General features: G+C 39.5%; 3 protein-coding genes and 1 pseudogene. All 4 read right to left on the reverse strand.

Translation table 11 applies throughout. The features are described 5' to 3' along the window. Window positions 1–410, reverse strand: a 410-nt coding sequence (locus AC1DUW_RS23935; protein ID WP_477643633.1) for a kinase/pyrophosphorylase, incomplete at its 3' end; no start/stop codon positions are given. Window positions 411–426: 16 nt separating this feature from the next. Further along, on the reverse strand, window positions 427–1,065 hold the full coding sequence (gene ccpN / locus AC1DUW_RS23940; RefSeq protein WP_053346991.1) for a transcriptional regulator CcpN: 639 nt from the start codon (window positions 1,063–1,065) through the stop codon (window positions 427–429). Between the two features lie 162 nt (window positions 1,066–1,227). Beyond that, a complete protein-coding gene (gene glyS / locus AC1DUW_RS23945) occupies window positions 1,228–3,297 on the reverse strand; it encodes a glycine--tRNA ligase subunit beta (protein ID WP_477643634.1) in 2,070 nt (689 codons plus the stop codon). After that, window positions 3,284–3,390, reverse strand: a pseudogene (locus tag AC1DUW_RS23950) (glycine--tRNA ligase subunit alpha); the annotation flags it as partial. The gene glyS and the pseudogene AC1DUW_RS23950, both read right to left, overlap by 14 nt.

The following is a 3,390-nucleotide window of genomic DNA, read 5'->3' on the forward strand; positions in this document are numbered from 1 at the left end:
TCATCATATTTTACCGCAAATTCAATGGCTTCGACTCGCTTGAAATAATCATCATCAAGCTTTCTAACGAGACCAGGTTCATTAAGCGGTCCTTTTGGCGCTCTTTCCTGAAGGATGTCCATGAGCGGCCCTAAAATGTCATAAGCAGACAGATTTTCTTTTTCGACCTGTGCTTTCATGTAAGCTCTAATAGTTGGCTTAACAAGGGTATAGGCAATGATCGCTCCATCTAATTTTGCCAGTGAAATTACTTCATCCACGTTTTGTTCATCTTCAATATACGGAATCCGTTTTATGGAAAAAGCAGATCCCGAGAACTGGCTTGCAGCTGCTTTTGTAACCAATTCCGCTGTTTCCCCCACTGAATCCGATACAACATATATAATAGAACCGTTCATATTCTCCGTCATTCCTTTTGCAAGCCCCCTAATAGCCTTCATCAGCTAAAGCTACGAATGCTTTTGTTATATTGGTTTTTGTAATTCTTCCGATTACTTCATAGCCTTTTTCTGTTTCTTTGACGACCGGTAATGAGTCGATTTGTTTATCAATCAATTTTTTGGCAACATCAATCATTAAGTCTTCTTTTGAACACATTGTAATATTGGGCATCCTAGTCATAATAATATTGACTGGAATGGAGTTAAGTTCTTGCTTACCTATACTTGCACGCAACAAGTCTTTCCTTGATAAGACACCAACTAGCAGAGCATGCTTATCGACAACAAACATGGTACCGACATCTTCTAAAAACATCATGACGATTGCATCATATACGGAAATGCCTTCATCAACAACGACAGGGATCGATTGATAGTCTCGTACATAAAGATGGTTCAAACTATCTGTCAAAAGCTGTGTTCCTGACCTGCCTGTATAAAAATACCCGACACGCGGCCTCGCATCAAGAAAGCCTGCCATCGTTAAGATAGCAAGATCGGGACGAAGCGTCGCTCTTGTAAGGCTCAGTCTATCGGCAATATGTTCACCTGTAATCGGTCCATTCTCTTTAACAATTTGTAAAATATGCTCCTGACGCTTATTCAATTGGATTATAATCACCACCCCACTGCTTTCGCAGAGAAAAGTAACAAAAGTTATTCATCTAACAATTATATACTATATTATTTAATAAAAGCAGGTTTGTCCTATTTATTGACCATTTAATATTTTAAGAAATCGGAAACCTTTATATAAAGTGTCTCCGATTTCGATGAATCCTTTCAATTATGAAAGGATAATTTTATTCATAGCCGCAAAGCCTGAAACTAAATCGCTAATTTCTTTCATTAGGGATAAGCGGTTATTACGGATTGCTTCATCATCTGCCATGACCATTGTATTCTCGAAATATGATTCTATTTCCGATTGAAGCGAGATAAGATGTTCAAAACGCTCTTTCTCTTTTTTAGATTCAGCATATCGCAATGCTACTGTTTGATATTTTTCATAAAGCGCTTTTTCCTGCTCATTTTCAAAAGCATTCGGGTCAACTGTCACTTTATGGTCACACTTTACAGCAATATTCATAACACGACTTAATGCTTCGAGGCTTTCTTTAAAGCCTGCTTCATCTTTTTTCGCGTCCAATACATGAGCACGTTCTACTAAAGAGTGTATAAACCCAATCTCGTCGATCAGAACGGCATCAATTAAATCATAACGAATCTGCTGTTCTTGAAGTAAATGTTTTACCCGCGCTTTAAAGAAGGTAAACATGTCTGCTTTTACTTCCTCTAAATCGCGTTTTAGAAGACCTTTTGATTCAAGTCCTTTAAGTCCTAGAGTAATAAGCTCTTCTAAAGAGATATTCCATTTTTTCTCCGCTAAAATTTGAACAACACCACTTGCCTGTCTTCTCAATGCGTATGGATCCTGGGAGCCGGTTGGAATGACGCCAATAGCAAAGAATGATGCGAGAGTATCAATTTTTTCGGCTATACTTACAACTGCTCCAATAACAGAAGGCGGAACATTGTCATCCGCATGTCTTGGCATGTAGTGTTCATTGATTGCAGCCGCTACTTCTTTTGCTTCTCCTTTTAGGAGCGCATACTTCTCACCCATATACCCTTGTAATTCGGGGAATTCATAAACCATATGACTGACTAAATCAAATTTAGCAATTTCAGCTGCACGAAGCGCCAGATCCTTTTCTGCCTTTAAATTCAAAGCATCTGCCAGAACGCCTGTTACCGCTGTTACACGGGCTGTTTTCTCAGCTAAGGTACCTATTTCTTCATGATAAACGATGCTGTCGAGTTTTTTCAAAGCATCTGCTATCTCTTTTTTCTGATCTTCTTTAAAGAAGAATGCCGCATCCGATAAACGGGCACGCAACACTTTTTCATTTCCTTTAGATACCTTTTCTAGATGACGGTCATCTCCATTACGAACGGTTACAAAGAATGCGAGTAACTTACCGTCTTGATCTTTAACTGGGAAATAACGTTGGTGCTCCTTCATTGAAGTGATCAAAACTTCAGCTGGAAGTTCAAGGAATTCTTCTTCAAAGTGGCCAAATAACACCGTTGGGTACTCCACCAAATTATTGACTTCTTCAAGCAGATCTTCATCAACTGGGATAATCCAGCCTTTTTCCTGCTCAAGACTTTTAATCTGTTCTAAAATAACACTACGACGTTTATCTGGATTAGCCATGACAAACTGGTCTCTTAACGTTGCTTCGTACTGTTCAGGAGCCTCTATCATTGAAACTTCTCCTAAGAAGCGATGTCCCTTTGTTTCACGGCCAGTTTCAACATCAGCTATGGAAAATGGCACTACTTCGTTGCCGAATAATGCAATCAGCCATTTAATCGGACGGACGAAACGAAGGTCTTGGTTGGCCCAACGCATATTTTTCGGGAACGTCATCCCGCTGATAATTTCCTGTAACTCAGATAAAAGCTGGGAAGTCGGTTGTCCTTTAATGAATTTATTTACATGGGCATATTCAATACCCTTAAGTTCTTTAAAATAAATATCCTCGGCGGTCATCCCTTGGCCTCTAACAAACCCCAATGCTGCTTTAGACCAGTTTCCTTCACTGTCCAAAGCAATTTTTTTAGCTGGTCCTTTTGCTTCTTCTTCGATATCTTTTTGTGATTCTGAAACGTCTTTTACCAATATGGCCAAACGTCTTGGTGTGGAAAAAGCTTCAACCGCTCCGAATTCAATTGCTTTTTCCTTAAGCCATTTCTGTACTTTATCTGACAACTGTTTCATAGACGCTGTCACAAAACGAGCCGGCATCTCTTCCAATCCAATTTCCAATAACAAATCACGCTTGCTCATTTGTATTCTCCCCTTTCACTTTCAGAATCGGGAAGCCTAATTTTTCCCGCTCTTCATAGAAGGTTTTGGCAACCTTACGTGCTAAGTTACGGC

This window comes from Peribacillus sp. P4_C12, assembly GCF_056402095.1.

Coding starts and splice junctions, on each gene's coding strand:
- glyS (WP_477643634.1), bottom strand. CDS start 3,297: ATGAGCAAGCGTGATTTGTTATTGGAAATTGGATTGGAAGAGATGCCG.